Source organism: Mycobacterium noviomagense, assembly GCF_010731635.1.
In the GTDB taxonomy this organism is placed as follows: Bacteria; Actinomycetota; Actinomycetes; order Mycobacteriales; family Mycobacteriaceae; genus Mycobacterium; species Mycobacterium noviomagense.
Map to the genome: position 1 here is coordinate 4,144,718 of NZ_AP022583.1, position 22,920 is coordinate 4,167,637.

General features: G+C 65.5%; 21 protein-coding genes and 1 tRNA gene. 16 read left to right on the forward strand and 6 right to left on the reverse strand.

Annotation, left to right across the window (positions count from 1 at the left end; all coding sequences use genetic code 11):
- Nucleotides 1–112: 112 nt before the first annotated feature.
- The 15 genes from G6N15_RS19610 to G6N15_RS19685 all read left to right on the forward strand — a co-directional run bounded on the left by G6N15_RS19610 (nt 113) and on the right by G6N15_RS19685 (nt 14,618).
- Nucleotides 113–976, forward strand: coding sequence for a ParA family protein (locus G6N15_RS19610; RefSeq protein WP_083089626.1), 864 nt, complete (start codon nt 113–115; stop codon nt 974–976).
- Nucleotides 973–1,806: a segregation/condensation protein A gene (locus G6N15_RS19615; protein WP_083089628.1), complete on the forward strand. Its 834-nt coding sequence runs from the start codon at nt 973–975 to the stop codon at nt 1,804–1,806. The genes G6N15_RS19610 and G6N15_RS19615 overlap by 4 nt, the downstream gene beginning before the upstream one ends.
- A complete protein-coding gene (gene scpB / locus G6N15_RS19620; RefSeq protein WP_083089630.1) occupies nt 1,803–2,492 on the forward strand; it encodes an SMC-Scp complex subunit ScpB in 690 nt (229 codons plus the stop codon). The genes G6N15_RS19615 and scpB overlap by 4 nt, the downstream gene beginning before the upstream one ends.
- Entirely contained in the window at nt 2,492–3,229 is a 738-nt protein-coding gene (locus tag G6N15_RS19625) for a pseudouridine synthase (protein WP_083089632.1), read from the forward strand. Before scpB ends, G6N15_RS19625 begins: the two co-directional genes overlap by 1 nt.
- On the forward strand, nt 3,226–3,909 hold the full coding sequence (cmk, locus tag G6N15_RS19630) for a (d)CMP kinase (RefSeq protein ID WP_083089634.1): 684 nt from the start codon (nt 3,226–3,228) through the stop codon (nt 3,907–3,909). The genes G6N15_RS19625 and cmk overlap by 4 nt, the downstream gene beginning before the upstream one ends.
- A gap of 49 nt (nt 3,910–3,958) precedes the next feature.
- Nucleotides 3,959–5,353, forward strand: a complete 1,395-nt coding sequence (der, locus tag G6N15_RS19635; RefSeq protein ID WP_083089636.1) for a ribosome biogenesis GTPase Der — start codon at nt 3,959–3,961, stop codon at nt 5,351–5,353.
- 41 nt (nt 5,354–5,394) lie between these two features.
- On the forward strand, nt 5,395–6,180 hold the full coding sequence (locus G6N15_RS19640) for a sulfite exporter TauE/SafE family protein (RefSeq protein ID WP_083089639.1): 786 nt from the start codon (nt 5,395–5,397) through the stop codon (nt 6,178–6,180).
- Nucleotides 6,181–6,264: 84 nt separating this feature from the next.
- Nucleotides 6,265–6,341: transfer RNA gene (locus tag G6N15_RS19645), tRNA-Pro, on the forward strand.
- 276 nt (nt 6,342–6,617) lie between these two features.
- Nucleotides 6,618–8,111: an IS481 family transposase gene (locus G6N15_RS23350; RefSeq protein WP_232070280.1), complete on the forward strand. Its 1,494-nt coding sequence runs from the start codon at nt 6,618–6,620 to the stop codon at nt 8,109–8,111.
- Between the two features lie 99 nt (nt 8,112–8,210).
- Entirely contained in the window at nt 8,211–8,618 is a 408-nt protein-coding gene (locus tag G6N15_RS19660) for a PIN domain-containing protein (RefSeq protein ID WP_083089644.1), read from the forward strand.
- Nucleotides 8,619–8,870: 252 nt separating this feature from the next.
- A complete protein-coding gene (locus G6N15_RS19665; RefSeq protein ID WP_083089662.1) occupies nt 8,871–10,121 on the forward strand; it encodes a hypothetical protein in 1,251 nt (416 codons plus the stop codon).
- A 185-nt stretch (nt 10,122–10,306) separates the two neighbouring features.
- Entirely contained in the window at nt 10,307–11,053 is a 747-nt protein-coding gene (locus G6N15_RS19670; RefSeq protein ID WP_083089646.1) for a coiled-coil domain-containing protein, read from the forward strand.
- A 138-nt stretch (nt 11,054–11,191) separates the two neighbouring features.
- A complete protein-coding gene (locus G6N15_RS19675) occupies nt 11,192–13,762 on the forward strand; it encodes a SpoIIE family protein phosphatase (protein ID WP_083089648.1) in 2,571 nt (856 codons plus the stop codon).
- The gene (locus G6N15_RS19680; protein ID WP_083089650.1) at nt 13,762–14,088 is read left to right on the forward strand and encodes an STAS domain-containing protein; all 327 of its coding nucleotides are present in this window, start codon (nt 13,762–13,764) and stop codon (nt 14,086–14,088) included. The genes G6N15_RS19675 and G6N15_RS19680 overlap by 1 nt, the downstream gene beginning before the upstream one ends.
- 131 nt (nt 14,089–14,219) lie before the next feature.
- Complete coding sequence (locus tag G6N15_RS19685) at nt 14,220–14,618, forward strand: hypothetical protein (RefSeq protein ID WP_232070281.1); 399 nt, start codon at nt 14,220–14,222, stop codon at nt 14,616–14,618.
- A gap of 74 nt (nt 14,619–14,692) precedes the next feature.
- Here the strand turns inward: G6N15_RS19685 and G6N15_RS19690 are convergent, their stop codons facing one another.
- The 3 genes from G6N15_RS19690 to G6N15_RS19700 all read right to left on the reverse strand — a co-directional run bounded on the left by G6N15_RS19690 (nt 14,693) and on the right by G6N15_RS19700 (nt 18,209).
- The gene (locus tag G6N15_RS19690) at nt 14,693–15,382 is read right to left on the reverse strand and encodes a DUF3060 domain-containing protein (RefSeq protein WP_083089652.1); all 690 of its coding nucleotides are present in this window, start codon (nt 15,380–15,382) and stop codon (nt 14,693–14,695) included.
- An 83-nt stretch (nt 15,383–15,465) separates the two neighbouring features.
- Entirely contained in the window at nt 15,466–16,959 is a 1,494-nt protein-coding gene (locus tag G6N15_RS19695) for an APC family permease (protein ID WP_083089654.1), read from the reverse strand.
- 104 nt (nt 16,960–17,063) lie between these two features.
- Nucleotides 17,064–18,209 carry a glycosyltransferase gene (locus G6N15_RS19700; protein ID WP_083089657.1) on the reverse strand — a complete coding sequence of 382 codons (1,146 nt, stop codon included), beginning with the start codon at nt 18,207–18,209 and terminating at the stop codon, nt 17,064–17,066.
- A 157-nt stretch (nt 18,210–18,366) separates the two neighbouring features.
- Between G6N15_RS19700 and G6N15_RS19705 the strand changes: the two genes are divergently transcribed.
- Complete coding sequence (locus G6N15_RS19705; RefSeq protein WP_163748361.1) at nt 18,367–19,167, forward strand: MOSC domain-containing protein; 801 nt, start codon at nt 18,367–18,369, stop codon at nt 19,165–19,167.
- Between the two features lie 43 nt (nt 19,168–19,210).
- Here the strand turns inward: G6N15_RS19705 and G6N15_RS19710 are convergent, their stop codons facing one another.
- From G6N15_RS19710 to G6N15_RS19720, 3 genes are all read right to left on the reverse strand, one after another.
- Complete coding sequence (locus tag G6N15_RS19710) at nt 19,211–19,753, reverse strand: glycoside hydrolase (RefSeq protein WP_083089249.1); 543 nt, start codon at nt 19,751–19,753, stop codon at nt 19,211–19,213.
- A gap of 245 nt (nt 19,754–19,998) precedes the next feature.
- The gene (locus tag G6N15_RS19715; protein WP_083089224.1) at nt 19,999–21,015 is read right to left on the reverse strand and encodes a DNA topoisomerase IB; all 1,017 of its coding nucleotides are present in this window, start codon (nt 21,013–21,015) and stop codon (nt 19,999–20,001) included.
- A 74-nt stretch (nt 21,016–21,089) separates the two neighbouring features.
- A complete protein-coding gene (locus G6N15_RS19720; RefSeq protein ID WP_083089225.1) occupies nt 21,090–22,856 on the reverse strand; it encodes a DUF4407 domain-containing protein in 1,767 nt (588 codons plus the stop codon).
- Between the last annotated feature and the right edge of the window lie 64 nt (nt 22,857–22,920).

A 22,920-nucleotide genomic window follows, 5' to 3' on the forward strand; every position in this document is an offset into this window, starting at 1 on the left:
GGGTTTCCCAGCGCAGGCGCGCTAAGCCGTTAGACTTTCCTGCGATGTCCGCCACTAGCCTGTGCGTCACCCACCGAACCCCCATGCGTTGGGCGACGACACGCGGCCGGGCATGACCGACGACCCCGACAGCGGCGCGGGTGTCGGCCTGACCGGAAGGCCGCCGCGGGCGATTCCCGAGCCCAAACCGCTTATGTCGCATGGCCCGGCCAAGGTCATCGCGATGTGCAACCAGAAGGGCGGCGTCGGCAAGACCACGTCGACGATCAACCTGGGCGCCGCGCTGGCCGAGTACGGGCGCCGGGTCCTGCTGGTCGACATGGATCCGCAGGGCGCACTGTCCGCCGGCCTGGGTGTGCCGCACTACGAACTCGAGCGCACGATTCACAACCTGCTGGTCGAGCCGCGGGTGTCCATCGACGACGTGCTCATCCACACCCGCGTCAAGCACATGGACCTGGTACCCAGCAACATCGACCTGTCGGCCGCCGAAATTCAGCTCGTCAATGAGGTGGGCCGCGAGCAGACCTTGGCCCGGGCGCTGCATCCGGTGCTCGACCGATACGACTACGTGCTGATCGACTGCCAGCCGTCGCTGGGCTTGCTCACGGTCAACGGCCTGGCGTGCGCCGACGGTGTGGTGATCCCCACCGAGTGCGAATACTTCGCGCTGCGCGGGCTGGCGTTGCTCACCGACACCGTCGACAAGGTGCACGATCGGCTTAACCCCAAGCTGCAGATCAGCGGCATCCTGGTCACCCGCTACGACCCGCGTACCGTCAACGCGCGTGAGGTCATGGCCCGTGTCGTGGAACGGTTCGGTGACCTGGTGTTCGACACGGTCATCAGCCGCACGGTGCGCTTCCCGGAGACCAGCGTCGCCGGCGAGCCCATCACCTCGTGGGCGCCGAAGTCGAGCGGTGCGGAGGCCTACCGCTCATTGGCCCGCGAGGTCATCCACCGATTCGGCGCGTGAACGACCGCGTGGAGTTCGAGGGCTCATCCCAGAACGGTTTCCAGGTCCGGCTCGCCAACTTCGAGGGGCCGTTCGACCTGCTGCTGCAGCTGATCTTCGCGCACCGGCTTGACGTCACCGAGGTGGCGCTTCACCGGGTGACCGACGAGTTCATCGCCTATACGCGGGCCATCGGACCCGACCTGGAGCTCGAAGAGACCACGGCGTTCCTGGTGGTCGCCGCGACGCTGCTCGACCTCAAGGCGGCCCGGCTGCTGCCTGCGGGCCAGGTCGACGACGAGGAGGATCTGGCCCTGCTGGAGGTCCGTGACCTGCTGTTCGCCCGGCTGCTGCAATACCGGGCGTTCAAGCATGTCGCCGAGATGTTCGCCGAGCTGGAGGCCGCGGCGTTGCGCAGCTATCCACGCGCGGTGTCCCTGGAGGATCGGTTCGCGAACCTGCTGCCAGAGGTCATGCTGGGCGTCGACGCCGACAGCTTCGCGCAGATCGCGGCGATCGCGCTGACGCCGCGGCCGGCGCCGACGGTGGCCACCGAGCACCTGCACGAGCTGATGGTCTCGGTGCCGCAGCAGGCCGAACAGCTGCTGGACCTGTTGGAGGCGCGAGGCATCGGCCACTGGGCGTCGTTTTCGGAGCTGGTCGCCGACTGTGCGGCGCCGATCGAGATCGTCGGCCGCTTCCTGGCGCTACTCGAACTGTATCGGGCCCGGGCGGTAGCATTCGACCAGTCAGAACCGCTTGGTGTGCTCCAGGTTTCGTGGACCGGGGAACGGCCGACCAGCGAAGACTTGGTGAAAGCGGAGCCACCAGAAGTGCGAGATCAACCATGACCGACCACCTGCCCGAGCCCGATTTGGGTCTCGACGTCCCGGGGCTGGAGTCAGAGCTCGATGACGACGAGCTCGGCCGGGTGCTCGAGGCTTTGTTGCTGGTGGTGGACACCCCGGTGAGCGTGGAAACGCTCGCCGCGGTCACCGAGCAACCCGTGTACCGGGTCGCTGCCAAACTGCGGCTGATGGCCGAGGAACTGGCCGACCGTGACAGCGGCATCGACCTGCGGGAGGCGGGCGGGGGATGGCGGATGTACACCCGCGGCCGCTTCGCCCCGTATGTCGAGCGGCTGCTGCTCGACGGTTCACGAAGCAAGCTGACCCGCGCGGCGTTGGAGACGCTTGCCGTGGTCGCCTACCGCCAGCCGGTGACCCGCGCGCGGGTCAGCGCGGTCCGTGGCGTCAACGTCGACGCCGTCATGCGCACGCTGCTGGCGCGCGGCCTGATCACCGAGGCGGGCACCGACCCGGATACCGGCGCGACGACGTTCGCCACAACCGAGCTGTTTTTGGAGCGGTTGGGATTGTCGTCGCTGGCCGATCTTCCCGACATCGCGCCGCTGCTTCCCGATGTCGACACCATCGACGACATCAGCGAATCCCTTGACACCGAACGGCGTTTCGCCAAACTCGGTGGCGCTGCCGAGCCGGAGCAGCCGACGTCGTTCGACGTGGACGAGGAGTGATGGCTGACGGAGTGCGGCTGCAAAAACTGTTGTCGCAGGCCGGGATTGCGTCACGGCGAGTAGCCGAGCAGATGATCGCCGACGGCCGCGTCGAAGTGGATGGGCAGCTGGTGACGGAGCTGGGCAGCCGGGTGGACCCGGATGCGTCGGTGATACGTGTCGACGGGGCGCGGGTAGTTCTCGACGACTCGCTGGTGTATCTGGCATTGAACAAGCCGCGCGGCATGCACTCGACCATGTCCGACGATCGCGGCCGACCGTGTATCGGCGACTTGGTCGAACATCGGGTGCGGGGCAACAAGAACCTCTTCCACGTCGGGCGTCTCGACGCCGACACCGAAGGCCTCCTTCTGTTGACCAACGACGGCGAGTTGGCGCACCGGTTGATGCATCCGTCCTATGAGGTGCCCAAGACGTATCTGGCAACAGTGGCCGGGACGGTGCCGCGCGGGCTGGGCAAGAAGCTGCGCGCCGGGATCGAACTCGACGATGGTCGTGCCTCGGTGGACGACTTCGCGGTGGTGGACGCCGTTTCGGGCAAGACACTGGTGCGGGTGACGCTGCACGAAGGCCGGAAGCGCATTGTGCGCCGGTTGCTGGCGGCTGCGGGTTTTCCGGTGCAGGCGCTTGTGCGAACCGACATCGGCCCCGTATCGCTGGGCAACCAGCGGCCGGGAAGCATCCGGGCATTGGGCCGCAACGAGATTGGCGAACTCTATAAAGCGGTGGGCCTGTGAGTGGGCTGGTCGTCGCCGTTGACGGTCCGGCAGGAACCGGGAAGTCTTCCGTTTCACGGGAACTGGCGCGCGCTCTTGGGGCGCGGTACTTGGATACCGGTGCCATGTATCGGATTGTGACGCTGGCGGTGCTGCGAGCCGGCATCGACCCCTCTGATGATGCGGCTGTCGGGGCGCTCGCGGAGACCGTGCCGCTGTCGGTGGGATATGACCCGGACGGGGACCGCTGTTGCCTTGGCGGCGAAAATGTTTCGGATGAGATCCGCGGCGACGAGGTTACCCGAGCCGTCTCGGCAGTATCATCGGTTCCGGCTGTGCGTCGGCGGCTTGTCGGTTTGCAGCGCGAGCTGGCTGAGGGCCAGTCGAGCGTCGTGGTGGAGGGCCGCGACATCGGGACCGTGGTGCTGCCCGACGCGGATGTGAAGATCTTTCTGACCGCGTCAGCGGAGACACGGGCGCAGCGGCGCAACGACCAGAACGTCGCCGCCGGATTGGCGGACGACTATGCCGGTGTGCTCGCGGACGTGCGCCGCCGGGACCATCTCGATTCGACCCGTGCGGTGTCGCCGTTGCGGGCAGCTGATGACGCTGTGGTCGTTGACACCAGCGACATGACCGAGGCCGAGGTGATCGCTCACCTACTGGAGTTGGTCAAGCAGCGTAGCGAGGCCATGCAATGAGCCGCGCCGGCGACGATGCAGAGCGCAGCGATGAGGAGGAGCGGCGCACATGAGCCGCGACGGCACCTGGAACGACGAAAGCGATTGGGAGCTTGACGAAGTCGCTTCCGAGGCGGCGTACGGGCCACCGCCGGTGGTGGCAGTGGTGGGCCGACCGAACGTCGGCAAATCCACGTTGGTCAACCGGATTCTCGGTCGCCGTGAAGCGGTGGTGCAAGATGTCCCCGGCGTGACTCGCGACCGCGTTTCCTACGACGCGCTGTGGACCGGGCGGCGGTTCGTCGTGCAGGACACCGGCGGGTGGGAGCCAGATGCAAAGGGCCTGCAACAGTTGGTCGCCGAGCAGGCGGCGGTGGCGATGCGCACGGCCGACGCGGTGATCCTGGTTGTCGACGCCGTGGTCGGTGCCACAGCGGGCGACGAGGCGGCCGCTCGGATCCTGCGCCGCTCGGGAAAGCCAGTCTTCTTGGCGGCCAACAAGGTTGACAGCGACAAGGGCGAGGCCGACGCGGCGGCGCTGTGGTCACTGGGGCTGGGTCAACCGTATGCGATCAGCGCCATGCACGGTCGCGGCGTGGCCGATCTGCTTGACGAGGTGGTGACCGCCCTGCCCGAGGTGGCCGAGACGGCGTCGGTCGGTGGCGGCCCGCGGCGGGTGGCGCTGGTGGGCAAACCGAACGTCGGCAAGAGCTCGCTGTTGAATCGGCTGGCGGGTGATCAGCTGGCCGTTGTGCACGAGGTCGCAGGCACAACGGTTGATCCGGTGGATTCCCTGATCGAATTGGGCGGCAAGACATGGCGGTTCATCGACACCGCCGGTTTGCGCCGAAAAGTGGGTCAGGCCAGCGGGCACGAGTACTACGCGTCGGTGCGTACCCACGGCGCAATCGATGCCGCCGAAGTGGTGATCGCGCTGATCGACGCCTCGGTGCCACTGACCGAGCAAGACCAGCGCATCTTGACGATGGTCATCGAAGCCGGGCGGGCATTGGTACTCGCCTTCAACAAGTGGGATCTGGTCGACGAAGACCGGCGCTACCTGTTGGAGCGCGAAATCGATCGCGAGCTGGTGCAAGTGCGCTGGGCGCAGCGGGTCAACGTCTCCGCCAAGACGGGTCGGGCGCTACAGAAGCTGGTGCCGGCGCTAGAGACAGCACTGGCGTCGTGGGACACCCGCATTTCCACCGGCCAGCTGAACGCGTGGCTCAAGGAAGTGATCGCAGCCACGCCGCCGCCGGTACGCGGCGGTCGCCAGCCGCGCGTCCTATTCGCGACGCAGGCCGCCGTCCGCCCGCCCACGTTCGTGTTGTTCACCACGGGGTTTCTGGAGGCCGGGTATCGACGGTTCCTGGAGCGCCGGCTGCGCGAGACGTTCGGGTTCGAGGGCAGCCCGATCCGCATCAACGTGCGCGTGCGCGAAAAGCGAGGCGCACGGTCACGCTGACTGCCAGTTGTCGTCCAGCTTGCGCCCAATAGGGTTCCCCAGTGCCCATTTCTCATGTGGCGCTGATCGCGCTGGCCGGTGCGACGGCCGGCGCGATCAACGCACTGGTGGGCTCGGGCACCTTGGTGACGTTCCCGACGCTGGTTGCGCTCGGCTACCCCGCGGTGACGTCGACCATGTCCAACGCGGTGGGCCTGGTGGCTGGAAGTGTCTCGGGAACCTGGGGATACCGTCGCGAGCTGCGCGGCCAGTGGCGGCGGCTGCGGTGCCAGATCCCGGCGTCGCTAGCTGGCGCGGCAGTGGGCGCGTGGCTGCTGCTGCATCTGCCGGAGAAGGTGTTCATCCGGGTGGTCCCAGGGCTGCTTGTCGTTGCGCTCGTCATGGTGCTGGCCGGCCCGCGCATCCAAGCGTGGGCGCGCCGGCGCGCCGAGCAGAGCGGCCGGGCGGTCGACCACCTGTCGTTTCGCCGGATGGCCGGGCTCCTTGTTGGTACCTTCGCGATCGGCGTGTACGGCGGCTACTTCACCGCGGCGCAGGGCATCTTGCTGGTCGGGCTGATGGGGGCGCTGCTGCCCGAGTCGATTCAGCGGATAAACGCGGCGAAGAATCTGCTGGCGCTACTGGTGAATGTGGTTGCGGCCCTGGCATATACCGTCGTTGCGTTTCACCGGATCAGCTGGCCTGCGGCGGCGGTGATCGCGGTGAGCTCGCTGATCGGCGGCTTCTTGGGCGCCCACTACGGGCGCCGGCTCTCGCCCAGCACGCTTCGCGCGGCGATTGTCGTGGTCGGCCTCATCGGGTTATATCGGCTACTGGCCACGTTGTAGGCGCTAACCGCTTGCTTTGCGTTACAGCAATGGGCCACGGCTGCGGTAGGCTTTCGACCTGCTGCCGAGGATGTAGGCGGCGACCGGGCTGTGGCGCAGTTTGGTAGCGCACTTGACTGGGGGTCAAGTGGTCGCAGGTTCAAATCCTGTCAGCCCGACCAAAGGTTTGCGCAGCTTAAACGCATTTCGAGACCCTGGCCAGACCACGGATTGCGTACCCTGCGGGTGTACATACCCCGAGGTATACGCCAACCAGTTCTGCGAGCGCTGGCGCTACAACGATCGACGCAGCGCCGCTCGGCGCTACCGATGGTCACTGGCTGTTCTTTTCTCGCTCCTCGCATTTTCATGCGCTGGTGGCCTCTGTCTGGTTTCACGACATAGTTGACGGATGTCTCGCGACATAGTTGACACCCTCACCGTGTGGGAGGTCGGCCATGTCGAAGGCACAGCTTGTGATCACCGCCGTCGTGCTAGAAGGGCGCAGCAAAAGCGAGGTTGCCCGAGACTACGACCTGTCCCGGCAATGGGTACACCAGCTGGTCACCCGCTACCAGTCCGACGGGGCCGCGGCCTTCCAACCGCAGTCACGGCGCCCGCATACCAACGCCCGCGCCATTGGCCCCGCGCTGGAAGACACGATCGTGCGGTTGCGCAAAACCTTGGACAAAGCCGGCTATGACGCCGGCGCGGCCACCATCGCCGAGCACCTCGCCCGCGACCCCGACGTCACGAAAGTCCCTGCCCTATCCACGATCTGGCGCATCCTGGCCCGACGCGGCTTCATCACACCCCAACCCCATAAACGCCCCCGATCAGCCTGGAAACGCTTCACCGCCGCCCAACCCAACGAACTCGGGCAAGCCGACGTCACCCACTGGCACCTCGCCGATGACACCGAGGTCGAGATCCTCAACCTGCTCGACGACCACTCCCGTCTGGCCCTAACCAGCCTCGCTCGACCCACCATGACCGGCCCGGACGTGATGGACACGTTCCTGGCCGCCTTCGCCCGCTGGGGCCCCCCAGCCACAGTGCTCACCGACAACGGCGCCATCTTCACCGCCACACCACGGCGCGGCGGACGCACCGCCCTGCAAATCACCCTCGGCGAACTCGGCATCAACTACATCAACTCCCGCCCCTATCACCCACAGACCTGCGGAAAAGTCGAACGCTTCCACCAAACCCTCAAAAAACACCTGCGCGCCCTACCACCGGCTCGATCCATCACCGAACTGCAAACCCAGCTCGACGAATTCACCACCTACTACAACACCATCCGCCCACACCGAGCAGTCAACCGGCGAACACCCCGACAGGCCTTTGAGGCTCGCCCCAAAGCCTTCCCCACCGGCTACCAGATCCCGCCGCACTACCGGGTCCGCCGCGACCGCATCGACGCCGCCGGCGTCATCACCATCCGCTACAACAGCCGCCTACACCACATCGGACTGTCCAAACACCGCCGCGGCACCCACGTCACCGTGCTCATCGACAATCGTGACATCCGCGTGCTCGACCCACAACACCGGAACACTGATCCGCAAACTCACACTCGACCCCACCCGCGACTACCAACCCCGCGGCATCAAATGCGGAAACTCACCCGAAAACAGGTTGAAGGTGTAAACCATGTCTCGGGACACCTGTCAACGATGTCCCGAGACATGACAATGCGCTGGTGGCCTCCACTCGAGCCTGCGCCTCAACATGGACGCCGCCGATTTCATTACCTACCGGCCTGGGTAATGCAAAGTGTATATAGTAATGAGCATGGACCTTACTCTTACCATCACGCGCAAGGGGCAGACCACGCTGCCGGTCGCCGTTCGCCGGCGGCTTGGGCTAGCAGACTCAGGGGGCGTGCTGCGTGCGCGACTGAACGAAGAAACCGGGGAACTCATCATCACGAAACCGCCAAGTGTTAGCGAGTTGAGCGAACGTATAAGTCGCCATATCAAGCCGGGCACCCGCCCACTGTTGGATGTCAACGACTTCTACCAGTCCCAGCGCGAGTCGCGGCTGTGATGCCCGTATTTGCCGGTTCACTCGATGCGAACGTTGTACTTCGACTGTTGCTCAATGATGTTCCAGACCAGCATGCGGCGGCAGTCGCTTTAGTTGAAGGCGCTGATGCGCCCTTCGCGGTTTCGGACGTGGCGGTCATCGAGGTCGTCTTTGCCCTATGCCGCCACTACGATTTCGGTCGCGCGGCGGTAGCCGAGGCGCTCGATGGTCTGTTGTCGTTAACCCAAATTGATTGCAACCGTGTCATGTTCACACGTGCACTTGTGCTTTTTAGCCAACACTCCAAGCTCTCGTTCGAAGATTGCTGCCTCGCCGCATACGCTGAATTGTCGAACGCCGAACCACTGTGGACCTTCGACAGGAAACTGGCCCGCCAGGCAAGTTCGGCCCAACTGGTGCCGACGTAAAGACATGCCTTGCGAAGGCTCTCGGCGACCATCTGCGGCTCGAACGCTGTGTCTGGTCGCGACCCTCCCCGGCGTACACAACATCTTCGGCAGCGTCTACACAATTACGAGATCGAGGCAAACCACAAACCCCTATGACGCCCTTGTCACAAAAGTGCGACACTGGCTTGGGTAACGGCACAGCCGCTACCCACCCGCGCCACTCTTGGTGATCGCAACTCCCAACCAATGCGGTTGCCGAAAGGTCATGAAATGAAGGCACTCGGGATCGCGGCTGCAGCCGCCCTGGCTTTCGCACCGTTCTCGGTGGTAGCCAGCATCCCCGGTGTGGCGCAGTCGGCTCCGTGTGTCGGGGCCGGGTCAAACCCAAATTTCTGCGACGAATGCCTTTCGTGGGTGTCGATGTACCACCTTCCGTCGACAAGGTCGTGCTTCGAAGAAGCGCCGCCTCGGCCCGCCCAGTCGTCTCCCAGCATGGCGCCGCTGCCGCCTCTGGAGCTTCCGCCGGAGCCGGTGCCGCCGGCGCAAACCCCCGAGGTGATTCCGCCAAGCCCACCGCCCACGAGCACGGTCCCTGTGCGGGCCCCGAAGATCAGTCCGCGGCCCTCCGGTGCGCCGACGAACGCTGCGCTGGTTGCACCGCCGAAGAGCGTCGATGCGCCGCCCCAGGCGGTTGCGGCCGCGAAAAACGCACCGGCGACGCGCATCGATTTCCGCACGACGCACCAGATGCTGCAGGTGGTCGACTTCAACCACCAGGTGCAAGATGTGGTCAACGCCCATAACGCCAACGTCGACATCGTCAAAGCCGACAACAAGTCGTTGGCGCGCCCGCGACATTGGGACTACGTCGACTACGACGTCTATCACCGTCCCGCTCTGTACAACCCGCTCAACCAGGCGATGACCTTTCGCTATTTCTACAACGGCGCGTATCGGGAGGCGTACGTGCCGGCCGGAGGCCGGGTGGTGCTCGATGTCGCTAGCGCAGGCGTGTTCCCGTTCACCGCGGTCGGCGGCAGCTATCTGGCCTCGGGCAGCTTCAACGGCGGGGCCTGGATACCGCCGGACGGCTGGAATGGCCCACCGCCGCCGGAGTACACCCCGCCGGCCCCGCCGGACGTCTTCCAGGACGTCTTGGCCGATGTCCCCGCCCGCAACCAGATCGTCAAAGTGGGCCAAGTGGTCGTGGTGGGCCGCGACGAGAGCCAACCCGCCGGCAGCCAGGACACCTTCCTTCTCGACGACTCCACCTTTGCGTGGGGTCAGACGAACGATCCGAGCGGCAACGCCCAGATCAGGATCACCAAGACCCAGTCGCTGCCGGGTGTCGGGCCGACCGACAATGGCAGCTTCTTGGTGGCACTGGCCGGTTACGAGGAGCCCAGCCAACCCAGCGAACCGTGGTGGCCCTCGGTGCTGGGCTACGGTGGGTTGGCGATAGCAGTGGTCTTTGTCGCCTGGATGATCAGTCGAGGAACGGCGCGAGAATCTGAAGGTTAGTGGCCCGAGCGGTCGGCACGGCGCTGTACGCAGTACGACGCTGACGTCTTGCCCGCGAGGCCGCATGCCTCGCTACCCTCGGCGTGAGCGGTCCTGTCGGCGCAAGCGTAGGACCGTGACACAGTCTCGACGCCCAGAGGGCGGTTTCAGCGAGTCTGCCAGGCGTTTTCAGAAGGGAAGTGGCAGTGAACACCGAATCCGCAAAGACGTTTTCTCGCGCCTTTATGGGCTACGCTCCGGCGGCGGTTGACGCCCACATCGAGGCGTTGACCATCAAGCAGGAGTTGCTGTTCAAGGACGTTGAAAGCCTTCGGGCCCGGCTAAGGGAATGCGACGACGAAACAGCCGCGCTGCGCAGGGAGATCGCCGTCCTCAGGGACACCTCGCCCTCACCGCACGCGGTCCAACATCGGATGGGCGAGATGCTGCGACGTGCGGTCGACGAGGTTTCCGAGATGCAGGCCGAGGCGCGCGCCGAGGCAGACGCGCTGATCGCCGCCGCCAAGGCCGAAGCCGAGGCGGAGCAGCAAAAGCAGGAAAAACTACTGGCGGACCTGGTCGCAAAGCAAAACGCTTTAGAAGCTGAGTACGAGCAAACCAAGAAAAAGCTCGACGCCGAACTTGTCAGGATGCGCGCCGAAACCAAGTCAGAGATCGATGCGGCGTGGCAGGACGCCCAGCAGGAGCGTGAGCAACTCCTCGCCGATGCTAAGCAGGAGGCCGATCATTACCGTGAACAGGCCCGGCGCGCGGCGATCGAGGCGAGGCAGCAACGAATCAGGGTGCTCGAGCAACTGATGGACGTATACCGCGACCTAGAAGCGGTTCCGGCGGCTCTTGAGGCTGCGTATCAGGATGCGAGGAATTCGCCGGAGCTCAGCCCGGAGACGAACGGCGTGATGCCATTAGACGAGAAAGTAAGCACCGGATGAGCCCGCGGTAACTAGGCGCCCAAATGTCTGCAGGACAACAATTCTGATTACGGCTTCGACTGTTTCAGCTTTCGGACCGACATGACTTAAGCCATAGGTCTACGGCCGCACTTCCAATCAAACAATTAGGTTGTAGCTATGGACAACGACCCGGGTGAATCGGCGTTCACCTGGCAAGACCGGCGCGAGCGGGTAAGCCGAATGCGCGAAGAGCGTGACGAGCACGCGGCAGCCCGCGATCAGATGGAACAGCTGGTCCGGGTCATCGTCGAGATCAGTTCCAATCTGGACTTCGACGTGACGTTGCACCGAATCGTCAATGCGGCGATGGAGCTGGCAGGCGCCCGCTATGGAGCGCTGGGTATCCGCGGCGGCGACGGAACCCTCGTCTCTTTCGTCCGGACAGGAATCGGTGACGACATTGCGCGTCGGCTCGCCGATTTGCCGGTAGGTGAGGGTCTGCGTGTCGACGATCTGAGCGCTGATCCGCAGGCTGCCGCGCTGCACGCACATGACCCGCCGATGCGGGCACTCCTCGCAATACCGATCACGGTGCGCGACGCAGACTTCGGCACCCTCTACCTCGCCGACGACCAGCCCGGCCGGGTGTTTTCCGACGCTGAAGAACGTGCCGTGCGTGCGTTAGCCACCGCAGCGGCCGCCGCCATCGACAACGCGCGACTGTTCGAGCGAGAACGTGAATCGGCGAAATGGACCAAGGCCAGTCGCGAGATCACCACCGCGCTGCTGTCCGGTAACCCACAGACAGGGCCCTTGCAGCTCATCGTGAACCGGGCGCTGGAGTTGGCTGATGCCGAACAGGCGATATTGCTGGTTCCCAGAGAGCCCAATCTGCCCGCCGATGAAGTCGACACCCTGGTCGTAGCCGCCACGGCGGGCCGCTACACGTCGCAGGTGATCGGTCAGCAGGTTCCGATGGAAGGCTCCACGACGGGCGGTGTCGCGCGTCGCGGGCAACCGCTGATTACCGATTCCTTCCAGTATCCGATCCAGGGGTTCACCGACGTCGGTGAACGCTCGGCGATCGTCATGCCGCTGATTGCGGACGACAGGGTGCTTGGTGTGATCGCTGTCGCCCGCCGCCCGCAGCAGCCGTCGTTCGACAACGACTACCTCGAGCTCGTCAGTGACTTCGCCCGGCACGCTGCCATTGCCCTGGCGCTGGCGGCAGGTCGCGAACATGCCCTCAACCAGGAACTGACCCAAGCGAACACGGTCGATGACGCGGTGCGCGCTGCAGCCGAGGAGCTGCGTCGGCTATGGCGGGCACGCCGCGTTCTGGCCGTCACCTTCCCGGCACACGGTGCTTCCGTCGACACCGCCCGAGGGGCACCCCAGGTGGTGTCGGTCGGCGAGCCCGCCCAGTGGGCCGACTTGCCATCCGACACAAAACAGATGCTGAGCGCCTTGCGCGACGGCGACCTGCTTACCCCCAACGCAACAGTGCCGGGGACGGCGGGCATCGCACTGCAGCACCCCGAGGGCGTGCTCGTCGTCCGAATCGATCTGGCCGAGCAACGGCCGTTCACTCTCGAGGACCAGACGTTGCTCACCGTGCTCGCCGGCCGGCTTGGCCAGGGCCTGCAGCGGGTGCATCAAGTGGATCAGCAGCGCGAAACCGCCCTGGCGCTGCAGCACGCAATCCTCGGCCCTGCTCAGCTGCCGAGGGGGTTCGCGGTGCGCTATCAGGCTGCCAGCCCCCCATTACAGGTGGGCGGTGACTGGTACGACGTCGTCGACCTCGACGACGGACGCATCGCGCTGATCGTCGGCGACTGTGTCGGCCACGGCCTCGCCGCCGCCACTGTGATGGGGCAGGTGCGCAGCGCCTGCCGCGCGCTGCTGTTCGAAAATCTCAGCCCCAGTGCCGCTCTTGGGGGGCTGGACCGCTTCGCGGCGCGACTGCCCGGTGCTCAGTGCACCACGGCCGTCTGCGCGGTGCTCAATACCGACACCGGTGAGCTGGTGTACTCCAGTGCGGGGCATCCGCCGCCCATCCTGGTCTACGCCGACGGCACGACCCGGATCCTGGAGGACGGCCACACCATTGCTTTGGGCGTACGAACCGACTGGCCCCGCCCAGAAGCTCGTGTGACCGTGCCAGCGCGGGCGACCCTGCTGTTCTACACCGACGGCCTGGTCGAGCGTCGCCGCATCGCGCTGGGGCAGGGTATCTCGCGCGCCGCCGCCCTGGTTCAGGAAGGCCGCGTCTCCACGCTGGACGATCTGGCAAACCAGATCATGACGCGGCTGGCGCCCGAGGGCGGCTATCAGGACGATGTTGTGCTTCTGCTCTACCGCCACCCCGCCCCGCTGGAGTTGAAGTTTCCGGCCCACGTCAGCCACCTGGCCCCGACCCGCAGCGCCTTGCGCAGCTGGTTGAGCCGAGCCCGGGTGAACCCGGATCAGACGATGGACGTGCTTGTCGCCGCCGGAGAAGCCGTCGCCAACGCCATCGAGCACGGTCACCGCGACAGCTCCGAAGGCACAATTCGATTGGATGCGATCGTATCGGTTAACCAGGTGAACGTGATTATCACTGACATGGGCTCGTGGAAGCCTCCCAAAGCGGCTAGCGACCCCTACCGCGGCCGGGGTATCGCCCTCATGCGAGGGCTGATGCATGACGTCGCAATCAACTCCGATACCGCCGGGACCATAGTTCAGCTCTCCGCGAGGATCACCTGATGTCCGCACCGCTCACTTTGGACACCACACGCGGCAACGACGGAAAACTCGTGCTGGTCGCAGCGGGGGAAATCGATCTCAGCAATATCGACAGATTCGATCGAGCCCTCACCACCGCCAGCACGGAGGCCGCTAAAAGCGGCGGAAAACTTACCGTCGACCTCAGTGCTGTGGAGTACCTCGACAGCGCGGCCATCAACGCCTTGTTCACCCACGCCGAGCACATCCACCTGATCGCCCGCCCTCTTTTGATGCCGGTCTTCAGGATCAGCGGCCTCACCGAACTGACCACCATCGAAACTTCGCCCCCGACAGCAGAACACTGACGGACCCGCGAATCAGGTCGGAATTTCTGAGCGTCTTGGCGTTGTCGAGGAGGCACCGCACGGTGACAGGGACTCGGTCCCTCGACAGGGATAGTGCGTCAGGGTCCTGCTGCCATGCTTACCCTCCTTCGGTGCAGGTAAAGAAAACTGCTGTAGCGGCAGTGGTGATGCTGCTGGTCGGTTGCTCGCCGCCAGGGCAGCCGGTGGCCACGGTGACATCCACAGTGCAACCCGTCATCACCAAAACCGTGACGGTGACCGGCTCACCGCCGGCGACGCCCCTGCCCAAGACGATCATGGAAACCGATGGAACCTATCGAGTCGGTACCGACATCGTGTTGGGTACCTACCGCTCCGGCGGAAAAAGCAGTGAGGGAGAATCTGATTGCTATTGGGCCCGGCTGAACAGTCTTAATCCGACCGACATCATCGACAACAACATCAGTACCGGACCTCAGGTAGTCGCACTACAGCCGAGTGACAAGGCGTTTTTGACGCATAGCTGCCAGCCCTGGCAGAAAGCCGACTGACCAGCCAACGGACGCGGTGCTGTTCGAGGCCGGCATGATCTTCGAATCCATTAAATAGCAATAACTTTCAGTGGTCAGCCCTGATTCACGGTGACGCCGATCCCGGACTCGGTGATTTTTGGTGTGCCCCAGTGGTAGACGGTCACGGTGTAGGTGCCGCCGGCGTCGATGGTGTCAGCACTGTCGACGGTGACATGGGTGTAGTTGCCCGAGACTTCTACCTTGAGACAGTGACCGGCGACTGTGAACGTATTGCTGTTGCCGGACAACCGAAGCGTGCCGCCATTGCAGGCGAATGTTTGGGATTGCCTGTTACCGCTGGCGCTGACCACTGCGCCGGGGCCGACGGTCAGGGCGTCCGGCAAGGGTTGCGTTGGGAACGCGGCGACGGTGGGGCTGACGGTTGTCGGGTGCATGCCGGTGGAGGAGTGATGCGTCAGATGCGTGACAATCCGAGCCACCCCGTGGCTTACCGGAATCAGCAACCAGAACACCGCGATTATCGACACCAAACGCCAACGACGCCGGGGATGACTGCGTTGCCACCGTGGGGAATCGGCGCCGCCCATGCCGTACAGCTCCCCGGTAGCTGCACCGTACGGTGTGGACGATCCTGCAGCGGGTGATGGTGGCGGGGCGCCTGGCGTCTCCGGAGCAGTGGTTACCGTCGCACTCGGGTGTCTCAGTTCCACGATGGGCGCCCGCTCCGCCAGCTGGCGTTCGAGCTCGGCGATGCGTTTCTCGGGGTCGTCCTGGTCGTCCATCAGCAAATGCTCCCACCGGCATGTCGCTACCGCACGAAATCACCCCAAGGCCGCGGCATCCGCGCAGGACCGGTGAAAGAGGATCACACGGCGTCATCGATATGTCGGCTCTTCGGCTCCGCCGCGTCCTCATCCGGTATGGCTGCGGCGATACTGCGGTCGCCGCAGCCATTGAGGGCACTGTGCCTGCGGCCCCAACCCAGATAAAAGATCAGCGCGACCGTGAGCCACACAGTGAAGCCGACCCACGTGTACCAGTGCAGGCTGGACAAAATGTAGACGCATGCCGCCACTGAAAGGATCGGTGTGACCGGGTAGCCGGGAACCCTGAAACCGCGAGGCAAGTCGGGTTCTCGGACCCGCAGCACCATCACACCCACCGACACGACGATGAACGCAATGAGCGTGCCGATGGAGACGATTTCGGCAAGATTCTCCAGCGGGACTAGCCCGGCCAACATCGCCAGAACCACGGCGACGATGACGGTGTTGCTGACGGGTGTCATCATGCGCGGGTTGACCTTGGCGAACGTGGTCGGCAGCAGCCCATCACGTCCGATCGAGAACAAGATGCGTGTCTGGCCGTACATCGTCACCAAAGTGACGGAGAAGATCGATATCACCGCTCCGGCCGCCAAAATGGTGCTGCCGACGACGTTTCCGGTGGTGTGCTCCAAGATCGCCGCGAGGTCAGCCTCTTGACCTTTGAACTCCTGCCACGGCTGGCTTCCCATCGCGGCCACCGCCACGAGTATGTAAAAACCGGTAACGATGAGCATGGCCGCGATGATCGCCCGCGGCATCGTGTGTTGCGGTTCCTTGACCTCGTCGCCGGCGGTGGACACCGCGTCAAGGCCGATGTAGGTGAAAAAGATCGTGCCGGCAGCCAAACTGATGCCCGAGACACCGAACGGCGCGAAGTCGGCGAAACGGTCTGCCCTGAACGCGGTGAACGCGATAGCGGCGAACATCAGCAGCACGGCGAGCTTGATCACCACCATCACGGCATTGACCTTCGCCGATTCGCTGACACCCCGGATCAACAGGACCGCGCACATCGCGATCAAGACGATGGCCGGCAGGTTGACGACGCCAGGTTTGGTGTCCCACGGCGCAGCCGAGATTATTTGCGGCAGTTGGAACCCAAAGACGTTGTCGAACAACTTGTTTAGGTACTGACTCCATCCAACGGCAACTGCGGCGGTTGACACACCGTATTCAAGCAGTAGGCATGCCGCGACGCCCACTGCTGCGAGTTCACCCAGGATGGCATAGGAGTACGAGTAGGCCGACCCGGAAACCGGTACCGCCGAAGCCAGTTCGGCATAGCAGATCGCGGTGAGTCCGGCCGCGATGCCGGCGAGCAGAAACGAGATGACGACTGCCGGACCGGCTTGGGGTACCGACACCGACAGGATGACAAAGATGCCCGTGCCGATTGTCGAGCCGACACCGAACATGGTGAGCTGAAAAGTTCCCAAGCTGCGTCGCAGATGATCTGAGGCGCCGTGGGCGACTGGCGCGCCGCTCACCGGCCGGCGCCGCAGCATCTGCTGTGCCAAACTGTGCGCCGGCATGGTGCCTCCTAGGCGGGATGGTCCGAGTATGACTGCGGCCCACCCGGAACGCCCGTAATTTCGCGCGCTGCCGCGCCGTGCGCCCGTGGTTGTGCCCGACGACGTCAGCGGCGATGACGGGGAATATGCCGGACTAATCGGTCCCGACCGGCGCCCAATACGGTCAGCATGCCCGCTGCCGCCCGTTGCCAGGGAAACATTTCGGCGCGGCGCCTGGCATCGCGCCGACGGTCGTTTTCCGGCCGCGCCACCACAGCGCAGACCGCTTCAGCGATGGCCGCCGGGTCGTTATCGGCGGTCGCGCCGCTGTCTGTGGTGATGATTTCGGTCAGCGCCGAGGTGCGCGACACCACAGCCGGTGTGCCGCAGGCCAGCGATTCCAGTGCGGCGAGGCCGAACGTCTCGTGCGGTCCCGGTGCCAGCGCGACGTCGGCCGAGGCCAGCACCCCGGCGACCGCGCGCCGATTGGCGATGAAACCGGTGAAGTCGACCGGGAGCCCCGCGGCTTGCCGTTGCAACCTGGGCCGCAGCGGGCCCTCGCCGACCACAAGCAGGCGGGCATCGACACCGGCATCGCACAACGCGGCGAGTGCGTCGATGCTGCGGTCGGCGCGCTTTTCCACCGACAACCGGCCGCAGTGGACGAGTAGCAGCTGCGACGGCGCGGCCCAGCGCTCACGCACCTGCGCCGAACGCCGACACGGGTGAAAGGTCTCCAGGTCCACGCCTAGGGCCACGGTCACGGTGTTGGTCGCGCCGATGCGGTCGAACTCTTCCCGCGCGAACCCCGTCGTGCATACCACCGTGTCGTAGTTGGCGGCGGTGCGCGCGTTGGCGAAGTCGGCGAACCTTCGCGCCGTGGCGCGCGGAAGAAATTGGCCGACAAAGCGGTCAAGGCGCTCATGGGAGATCATCACCGTCGTGGCGCCGTGGTCGCGACCCCATTGGCCCAGCGATCGGAGCGTAAGCCGGTCGGATACCTCCAAGGCGTCCGGTTGTAGTGCTTGCAGCAGTGCACGCACGGCTGCGGGCATCACGGCGCGGTAGCCACCGGTGAACGGAATCAGCTTGGCGGGCACGCTAATTCGAACGACACCGCTGTTCAGCTGACTTCGTCCGGCGTATGGGCCCGGTACGATGAGGAACACTTCATGGCCCATCGCGCAGTATTCCGCGCCCAGCCGATCTACAGCTGTTCGGAGGCCGCCGGAGCGAGGCCCATAGAAGTTGGCGACCTGGACGACACGCATACGTCTGAGATCAACCGGCGTTGATGTGCGGTCAACAATGTGACAGCGACGGCTGACTGAACACCACGTGAACTCCCTGGCATCTCTACGGGTGCTAAAACAGCGCATACTTGGAGCCGTGACGACGCCCGACCACTCTTTACCGGGCCATGCGCCGATGCACGTGGAGAGCCTGTGGCGCTATCCGGTGAAGTCGATGCTCGGCGAAATCGTCACCGAGATGTTCGTCGACGAGCGTGGGGCCGACGGAGACCGCCGGCTGGCGCTGGTGGACGCGGTTACCGGCCGGGTGGCCAGCGCCAAGCATCCCCGGCTGTGGCGGCAGCTTCTGCAGTTCACCGCCAAGGGATCGGGCGGGCGGGTCCGCATCCAGCTGCCCGACAAAACCTGCGTGGCCGCCGACGACCCTGGCATCGACGAGCTGCTCTCCCGGTTATTGGGACGGTCGGTCCGCCTGGTCAGCAAGCGCTCGCCGGGAGCTACGTTGGAACGGCCCGACCCGGAAAAGGTACTCGAGTTGGGCGTGGATGCCGAGGTGGAAGCCCGCATCGTCGAAATCGCCGGCGCGACGCCGGGCGATTCGTTCACCGACCTTGCCCCGCTGCACGCAATCACCACCGCCACACTGGAGCGGATCGGGGTGGAGGCGTTGCGTTACCGGCCGAACCTAGTGATCGTGACACCGCCCGGTTACCCCCCGTACGCTGAAAACGACTGGGCGGGAAAGGAACTCGTGGTCGGTGAGACGCGGTTGCGGGTTCTCAAGCCGACATCACGATGCGCGGTACCCACGCTCGGCCACGGTTCGCTGCCGCCGGCTCCGCAAGCGCTGCGCACCTTGGTCGCCGAAAACCGGGTAGCGCAAGCAGGATCGGCTGCCTTGCCCTGCGCCGGTGCATACCTGGAGGTGCTGGATGAAGGCGTCATCCGCGCCGGCGACCCGGTCACCCTGCAGTAGCGTCACCTGCGCTTGCCTGCTGCACTATCGGACAGCTAGCGCTTTAGATACCCACGTCAGGGCCGTCGCCCGGCGGCGGTGGATCCGCCTGTGGGCCAAGGGCGTCTGGAACCACGGCGTCGGCCGGCGCTGAATCAAGCGCTGGCGCTGCGGGTTCCACAGCACCGACCAGAATGGGCGCTTCCTCAGGCGGGGGAGCGTCTTGTAGTGCCTCAGGCTCGACGGGCAAAAACATGTGGTGGGTGAACTGCGGTTGATAGGCGCCTGCGCCACCGATTTTCACGCCACCGCCTTCGCCGCTGGACACCGAAGTCCCATCCGGCAACGTCACCGCCGTGTGGCCGCCGTTCCACCCGATCACCAAAGCGCCGGGAGCAGTTCCGTATTGGAAGCCGCGGGCCAGCAAGGCGGACTCCTCGTTTCCGGTGTTGAACCGGTTTCCGAAGACCGGCCTGTCCGTGGCGATATTCGACACCCACGAAGCCAGGCCGGAGCAGTCGGTACCGGCAGGAGAGTCTCCACCCGTGACATACGGGGTACCCGACACCTGCTGAATAAGGGACATTACCGTAGCTAAAACAAACATGCGCCGGGACACTAACAACACCATTGCTTGGCCACCAAAATATGTGGTGCACTCACGATTCGGTAGATTTAGTGGTTTCAGTTACAGATCGAAGAATATCCGGGCTGTTGCACAGAATTCGGTATTGCGGTGCAAAGGCGCATCACAGCTTGCTATTTCGTCGTCAAGCACTACGCATTCGAAGTGCGCTCAGGGGCGAACAGGCGCGGTGAAGACAAAACACCCAGTATGCCAACGGCTTTCGGTCAATCCTTGTCGACTCGTTTGATGACGCGAGCGGTGGCCCTTTCGATCAGGTGCTGACGTTCGACCGGATTGCGTTGGCGTGCAACCCGTTGCAGCACTGGGCGGATCGTGATGCCTTGCTCGTAAGCCAGCACCACTCGCGGATCCACATAGGAACTGCGCGCGACCGCGGGTGTGTTGCCCAGTTCCTCGGACACTGCCCGCATCACCGCCGCTTCTTCGCGGCGGCGAGCCGTTTTCGACGTGGGCTCCCGCGCTGTCGCGAACCCCTCCGCCGCCAGCACGGTGCCGTGCCAGGTGCGAAGGTCTTTGACGCTGAATTCCTCGCCGACGAGTTCACGGAACCGGGCGTTGAGGTCGTCGGCGCGTACCTCGCACCACCCCTCCGACGTCCGGTAAACGAGCAGCCGGGGGATGGGCGTCTCCGCGCGCAGTAGCGACTTCACCGCCCGAATCACCAGCGAGTCGTCGAGCGACACCGTCCGGCGCACCCCGCTTTTGGCGGGGTAGTCGAACTCCACACTGTCGCGGCGCACCCGTACATGGTCACGAAGCAAGGTGGCCAACCCGAAGCTGCCGTTCTCTTGCGCGTACTCCTCGCCGCCGGCGCGGAAATACCCGCGGTCGATCAGGTGCTGTGCGACGGCCAGGATACGGTCGCGCTCCAAGCCCCGGCTGCGCATATCGGCCAACACGTGCGCGCGCCAGTCAGGCAGCCGCTTGGCCAGTCTCAGCACCCGGTCGTACTTCTCCTCGGCCCGCTCCAACTGCCACTGCTGGTGGTAGAGGTATTGGCGCCGGCCCGCGGCATCGGTGCCCACGGCCTGAATGTGGCCGTTCGGGTACGGACAGATCCACACGTTCTTCCACGCCGGGGGAATGACCAGCGACTCGATGCGCGCGAGGACTTCGGGGTCGTCGACTGGCTCGCGCTGACCGTTGACGTAGCAAAAGCCGCGCCCACGGCGAATGCGGCGATAGCCAGGGCCCCCGACGGTGCTCCTGCGCAGCCTCATCTCGGTGCCTTACTCCATACCGGGAAACGTCGGGGGATTACCCGCCCCGGCCGCCCGCGACACCCAGCATGAGGCTATTGCCCGGGCGGCAGCTGGCGCGGGCCCTCCGGTGCGCCCAATTCTGGCGGCCCGCCGCCCGCCTCCACTTCCCGCGGCCCCTGCGATGCGGTCAGCTGGTCGCGGCCAGCTGACCCCACCGAAAAGTCCACGTGGCCCGGGAAACGCACGCCGAGCCGGCTCTGCTCCTCGTCGTCGGGCGCCGGCAGCGATGACTCGGTCGTGTGCTCGGCCGCCGCGGACGCCTCCGGCGGCGATTGCCCGACCCGCTCCTCGGCGCTGACGGTCACCCTGCGGGTGCGTTTGAGCGAGAAGCTGATCTCCTCGACCTCTTCGAACACCTGGCGGGCGGCCCGCAGCGGTTGGGTCGTGGTGTCGATCGCGCGGGCCACGAAGCCAGGCACCAGCGGACGAACCCACCGGGCGGCGGCCTTGGTGACATCGGGGATGAGCGGCGACCCACGCTGCTGCTGCGGCTCGACGGCGCCGGTCTCAACCGGCGCGGGCAGGTTCTCGACAGCGGGTTCTTTGCCGGCGGGCAATTGCACGGCCTGCATGGCCGCTTTACTGGCGGCCTCGGCTTCCGCCGCGATCGGCAGGTACATATCGTCGTCGTCCGCCTCAGACACCCGCTCAGACGCCGCCCGCACCGGGCCCTCGATCGCCTCGGCGACCCGGCGGCGGTGCTGCGCGCGGTCGATTTCGGTCTGCGCCTCCACGGCCAGCCGAGCACTGGCCAGCTGCTGCTCGGCCCACATCGTCTCGGCCGCCTCGCGTACCTCGGCGCGCTTGACCGCGATCGCGGTGTCGGCCTGCAGCTCCGCGCGGTCCCGCTCGTCGCGGGCGGCCGCGTGGCGCTCATACGTTGTCTCGCCGCGCCACAACCGCAGGACCAGCGGCAACAGGTACAGCAGCGCGCAGAACGCGACCGTCAGCAGACGCAGCACCAACACCCCGGCACTGGCGAAGGTGAGGCCGTACATCGCGACCCACCGTGCCCCGAGGCCGCGGTCCGCGTCCGCGACCGCGGCTCGGCGCGCCTGGTCGAGCGCCTGTTCGTCGGCGGCGACGGTGGCGTCCAGCTCGGGTGCGCGACGCTCACGTGCGGCCAGTGCGGTGTCGAGCTCGCGCTGGGCATCGGCCAACAGCTCGTTCGAGGCGCGGGTTTCCGGCCCGGTTCCAGGGACACCGGTGATGCGCGTCTGCGGGCACGCCGGCGTCGGGTGGTACTCGCAGCGCGCGATGACCAGCACCTCGTCGCGCTGAGCGCGGGCCTGCTCGACCGCCTGGTCGAGGGCGGCCCGCGCCGCACGCGCCCGGTCGAGTTGCCCGGATGCCTGCGCCACCGCAGGCGTCGAGTCGGCCCGCTGCGCCGCCTGCTCCTGCAGACGCCGATCGATCGAACCGGAGAACATCACCAGCCCCGCCAGCTCGGCCACCAGCACGCCGACGCCGACCGCCACCGCGCCGCGTGCCAGCACGCCGGCCCGACTGCGGATCGGGCCGTTCGCGGTGGCGCGCGTCACCGCGCCCACCAGCAGCCCGACGACCAGGGTCAACGGCAGGACGGCCGCAACCGGCCAGCGCACCGATTGGCCGACGACAACCGTCGCGGCTATCCAGGCCAGTACCGCGCCGAGCAGCACAACGACGCCGGCGATCGCGTGGGTGGAGCGCTCGTGACGCTCACCGAGCTCGTCCACGTGGCCGCCACCCAGCCAGGTGAGCGCCACTTCGAGTCGCGATCCGGTGGAGCGGGGTTCAGGAACTGTGTGGGCGGACATGGAACTGACAAACACCTCCAGGTTCTCGCAGCGTGACAGACGCCGGCCGAAGTGGGCGAATCAA